The following is a 5,546-nucleotide window of genomic DNA, read 5'->3' as shown; positions in this document are numbered from 1 at the left end:
AGGCCTGCTCATCCTTGCGGCAGCGCCTTATCTCCTCCTGCATGGTGTTTTTGTCGTCGGTAAGCTTGAGCCTTCCGTTACGGGGCTGGATCTCCCGGGGGAGAAATGTGAAGCGGTGCATCAGATCCTCGGGCACATTCATGCCCAGAATCCTCATTCTCTCGTCAATATCCGGCGAGAGGCCGTGGTCCCGGTCCAGGCGGTTAAGTCCCAGGCGTACATACTCGAAATCATCTGCAAAAAGTGTAGGCATACGTCCAAGGCGGTGCTGGACCGAAGACTCCCTGGATTTTTCCTGGCCCTCTTCCAGAAAGGCCAGCAGGTCCAGGGGGCCATCCTGTGGGGCGGACAGGTCCCTGGCGGCAAAGTCCTCCGGGGAGAGACCCTGTTCAAGGGCGCCGGCTGTTCTGGCTTCTTCCTCCTCAATGTCATAGACGCCCATGAGGGCCGAAGGATCCCCGATATTTCTAGTGGCTTCCTCGTCCTTGCTGATTAAAAGCTCCAGGATACGCATATCTCCCTGGATTATAGGCTCCCGGCTCTGGATGGCCAGATAGCTGATCAATGGAGTGCGCTCCTGGCCGTAGCGGTCTATGCGGCCATTTCTCTGCTGGAAGACCATCAGGGACCAGGGGATGTCAAAGTGGATAAGCCGGTGACAGAGATAGTGCAGATTTATCCCTTCGGATGCAACATCTGAGGCAATAAGCAGGCGCAGGGGCGATTCATCCCGACCGAAATCTTCAACTACACGTTGCTGTTCAACGTCAGAGAGACCACCGTGCAAGCGCTCCACGTGCCCGACTTTGAGTCCAAGTGCCGGTGGCAGATGCCTGTACAAAAACTCCAAAGTGGCAATACGCTCGGTAAAGATGACCAGCCTGTCCCGGGGATCTTTGCCGGTCCAGTGAAGCTCACTGGAGGGGTTGTTCAGAAGGCCTGCCAGCCTTTGAAAACGGCTGAAGCTTGCAGGAGTTATGTTCATCACTGCATCGCGCAAGTCATTCAGGGCCTGCAAATCCCCGGCAGAGGCACCACGGGGCGCTTTTTGTAATTGACGCAGCCTGGCATCAATGGTCTCCAGGCAGGCTGCCGGACTGGAGAACAGGGCCTTTTCCAGGGTGGTCTGAAACAGTTGGCCTCCGGTACGCTTATTGTCCAGGGTATGCAGGTTGAGACCGGCCAGGCATGCAAAGGCAGCTTCTTCCTGCTCAGTGGCCGGGATATGGCAGGTGCCGATGCGCCTGTCCTTAAATGAGCCCTTGACCTGATGCTGGATGTCCTTTTTAAAGCGGCGGATGAACAGGCCCTTTATGTCTTCAGGCCCGTAATCATCCTGATTGGCAATGGCAGTCGGGTCCAGCATGTTCATGAGGCTGGCGAAACTTCTGGCCCGGCCGTCATGCGGTGTGGCCGAAAGCATAATCAAAGAATCCGATTGTCTGGACAGCAGCCTGGCCAGGCGCGCCCGCTGGGTGCGTCCGTGTCCCCTTTCGGCCACGTTGTGAGCTTCATCTATTACTATCACGTCCCAGGTTGCCTTTTCCAGATGCACCCTGAATTCATTGTCCTGTTTCAGGGTGTCCATGGATATGATAGATTTGTCAAAATAATAGAAGGGATTGTGGTTGGTGGGAATCCTGGAGCGTACCCGCTGCAGCCCTATGGAGTCCAGCCTGGTCAGGGGTATGGCAAACCTGGTCCAGAGCTCTTTTTGAAACTGGGTGAGCATGCTCTTCATGGTCACCACCAGGATGCGCTTGCCCCTTCCCCGGCGCATTAATTCGCTCAAGAGCACCCCGGCTTCCAGGGTCTTGCCCAACCCCACGGAATCGGCAATGAGAATGCGTTGCCTTGGCTTTTCCAGGGCCTGCAGGGCCGGATCCAGCTGGTATGGGACCTGATCCATGGCCGCCTGGTGGCCTATATACAGATTGGAATCAGTAGGAGGTGTCTGGCGCAGCAGGCTTTCCAGATAGAGCAGGCTGTCCCGGTACTGGTTGGAAGAATCAGCAACAAGTCTAGTGCGGGCCGGGTCCAGGCTTTTGACAGGGCTGTACAGGGCCTCCAGATCTGTAAGGAATATGGCTTCTTTGTCCCGGACCAGCTCAGACAATCCGACACAGGTAAGAGCCTGTCCGCCTGTGGAAGCACGGTCCACTCTCCTGACAAGCCATTCTGCATCCCGAACCAGTATCCTGGCCCCTGGAGCCAGAGTCGAGGCGGATTTTAGAGACATCTTCAAGCCTTCCGGATCAAAATTTTGTGGGAATGTCGAACTTCAGCCCTGTAGGACCAGGGCAAATCTGCAGGTACAAAACCTGTGGATAGTGGCTTAAGATATTACAAACCGTAAACAGTATACAGAACCCGCATAACTTAAGGCAGACTTAAGGTCAACTATGCGATTCAAATGGCGTTAGTCTGCTTATGATCACTGAACTTCTTATATGACCTCAGGCCAGTATTATGAACAACAGTTCAGCTTCTTCCCTGGAGAAACAGCTACACCCGCCCAACTTATACTTGATAAGCTGGCAATATCCTGCACATTGCTTTAGAATCTGTTGCAGGTTGTTCAAACATAATTATTCTTCCCGGTCGACAACTATATTAAATTACCATCTCTCGCTACCAAGAACCCTCCCGTCAAACGTCTCCAGCCCATGGTTTACTAAGAGTCACTCTACTTTACCACTGAGAGCTTGGAGAGGTAGCAGCTGGACTCGCTAAAAAACTAAACCACGATTGACCGCAATGACCAGAGCCTACCGGCCAAGGAAAACCAGTGTCCCTGCGCAGCGTACCCGGATGGATCTGCAGCCTGCTGCAAGCAGGATCTGCCTTCCCAGTCTGCGCCCGGCGGACCGGCACCGATCAGTCGCCTAATATCCACCCGGGCCATGTTCGGTTCGTACATTATTCCTGAGCATCCACAATAATTCTAAAAAAAAAATAGATTTATAATTATTTCATATGTTTACTTAAAAAAAACATATGCTTGTAAAATTATTTTAAATTTGAACTTAAAAAAACAGTTTTTCTGCATAATCTCCTGAAAGTTCGTGAGGAGGTAAACTGAATGAAAAAAAAATTTTAGTGCTTGATCAATTAAACTGGCAAAGGTTGATGGGAATAACAACTTAAATCCTTAAAATTTAACAGAATATGGAGATTATCATGGCTAAAAAAGAAAAGATGAAAACGTCAATTAAGTTAGAAAACCCTGACAGAACCAAGTTGGTCAACGACATGATTTTTAATGTCGACTCACTTCGCCTCAGCCAAGACTTCAACTCTTTGGCCGGGGTGAAAAAGATGATTACCACGGTTCCGGTGCGTAAACCCAACCGCCAGGATTTTGTTCGAGTCCATCCTAGTGATGATTGGCAGTTGCAGACTGCCATCCTGGAACTCAAAGAGGATCGAGAACATTACCTCGTCCTTAAAGATATGTGGGATGAGATTCCGGGAGAAATAACTCCCAAACTCTTACTCACAGCGATCAACCGGCAGGGTGTGGTGTTTATCTGGCCTGTTAGACTTCCCGGCGAAGACGGAAGGCTTGATAACTGGAATCATAGTGCTCTGGAAGCAGCGGAACATGCAAAAAAGAAATGGGTCCGCGTGGCTGCCAATATGTCCCTGGGCGCATATGATGTGTTTGAGGCTGTCGGAGAGCTGCCTGAACCTTTGTGGCCCGAAACAACGTTTAAGGACCTGCTCATCACCGCTTTCAAGGACAGGGTTATTGATTCCCCGGACCACCCGGTCCTGAAGCGTTTGGCGGGGGTAATATAAGGGGAGTCATGGAAACCAGAGTCGAACTAAACTCCTTTAACGCTGTATGGTTGGTTGATTTTGAGTTCAGAGCCCAGCCTGGAGACAGGCAGGAGCCAATCTGCATGGTGGCTTACGAGATAAAAACGGACCAACTTATCAGACTCTGGGGGGACGAACTCTTTAAGGGGCGTCCCCCCTTTTCTATGGGTAGGGATGTACTGTATGTGGCTTATTACGCTTCTGCAGAAATTCAGTGCCATTTATCCCTGGACTGGTCAGTAACTGTAAACATCCTGGACCTTTTCACGGAATTTCGCTGTATGACAAATGGATTGTACACGCCTAGCGGTTCAGGACTAATCGGAGCGATGGTTTATCACGGTCTCCCTGTGATAGCGGCCGTAGATAAAGACGAAATGCGCAATCTGGCACTTAGGGGCGGTCCATGGGATCAGGATGAGCAAAATGCGCTGCTCGACTATGCGAGAGCGATGTCCGGGCACTGGAAAAACTGCTTCCTGTCATGATCCCCAAAATTGACCTCCCAAGGGCCTTGGTCAGAGGCCGGTATATGGCAGCAGCCGCAAAAATCGAACATACCGGTGTTCCCATAGACATGCCCCGTCTGGAAATCCTCCGGAACAGCTGGGAAGACATACAGGATCGTCTTATTGAGGACGTGAACCGCGGCGACAATATTTTCGAGGGAAGGACTTTTAAAAGAAATCTTTTCGAGGCCTACCTGACGCGAAACGGTATCCCGTGGCCCAGGCTCAAATCGGGTGCCCTGGACATGTGCGATGATACTTTCAAAGACATGGCCAGGAGTTATCCAGCGATTGCACCAATTAGGGAGCTACGGGACTCACTATCAAAAATGAGACTTTCTGATCTTCCGGTAGGTGAAGATGGTAGAAACAGAACTCTCATTTCCGCTTTCAGGGCCAAGACAGGGCGCAACCAACCCAGCAATTCAAAGTTTATCTTCGGACCCTCCGCCTGGCTTAGGGGTCTGATCCGGCCTGAACCTGGTTATGGACTGGCTTATATCGACTGGTCCCAGCAGGAATTTGCCATTGCAGCGGCATTGTCTGGGGACGGTCTTATGATGGACGCTTACTTGAGCGGTGATCCATACATGAAGTTTGCTATCCAGGCAGGTCTCGCTCCTGAAGATGCCACCAAGCAGACGCATAAGCATGAAAGAAATTTGTGTAAGGCGTGTGTACTGGCCGTACAATATGGGATGGGAGCTCAGTCCCTGTCTCTAAGAATAAACCGACCAGAAATTGAGGCCAGAGAACTCCTGAGTCTCCATAGTAGAACCTACTCGAAATATTGGAACTGGTCTGATGGGGTTCTTAACCACGCCATGCTTCAGGGAAAACTATGGACAGTTCTAGGGTGGGAGCTGCATATATCTCCAATATCAAGCAACCCAAGGTCCCTTCGCAATTTCCCCATGCAAGCCAATGGCGCTGAGATGTTAAGGTTAGCCTGTACCCTCCTTACCGACAACGGCATTTCTGTAGTGGCCCCTGTTCACGATGCGGTACTGATAGAAGCACCTCTTGAACGGCTGGACCACGACATTGCTACAGCCCAGGCCTTAATGAAAAAGGCAGGCGAAATCATTCTAAACGGTTTTCCAGTCAGGTCTGATGTAGAAATTGTCAAATATCCAGACAGGTATATGGACGGTCGTGGACGTGAAATGTGGGAAAGGGTCTGGAAAATTGTCAACGCAGAAGGAAATGGACCTT

At 50.9% G+C, this 5,546-nt stretch carries 4 protein-coding genes; 3 read left to right on the top strand and 1 reads right to left on the bottom strand.

All coding sequences use genetic code 11. From position 1 onward, the window contains the following. A partial coding sequence (locus tag QZP87_RS03375; RefSeq protein WP_291321505.1) for a helicase-related protein occupies positions 1-2,239 on the bottom strand: 2,239 nt, incomplete at its 3' end. Between the two features lie 941 nt (positions 2,240-3,180). Here QZP87_RS03375 and QZP87_RS03370 point away from each other — a divergent pair. The 3 genes from QZP87_RS03370 to QZP87_RS03360 form a co-directional block, all read left to right on the top strand. Next, positions 3,181-3,801, top strand: a complete 621-nt coding sequence (locus tag QZP87_RS03370; protein WP_291321504.1) for a hypothetical protein — start codon at positions 3,181-3,183, stop codon at positions 3,799-3,801. 8 nt (positions 3,802-3,809) lie between these two features. Continuing rightward, positions 3,810-4,310: a hypothetical protein gene (locus tag QZP87_RS03365; protein ID WP_291321503.1), complete on the top strand. Its 501-nt coding sequence runs from the start codon at positions 3,810-3,812 to the stop codon at positions 4,308-4,310. A 44-nt stretch (positions 4,311-4,354) separates the two neighbouring features. Beyond that, on the top strand, positions 4,355-5,546 hold a 1,192-nt coding region (locus QZP87_RS03360), incomplete at its 3' end, for a DNA polymerase (RefSeq protein WP_291321502.1).

Source organism: Desulfonatronospira sp., from assembly GCA_003563255.1.
GTDB lineage: Bacteria > Desulfobacterota > Desulfovibrionia > Desulfovibrionales > Desulfonatronovibrionaceae > Desulfonatronospira.
This window is presented reverse-complemented; position numbering and strand designations above follow the sequence as displayed.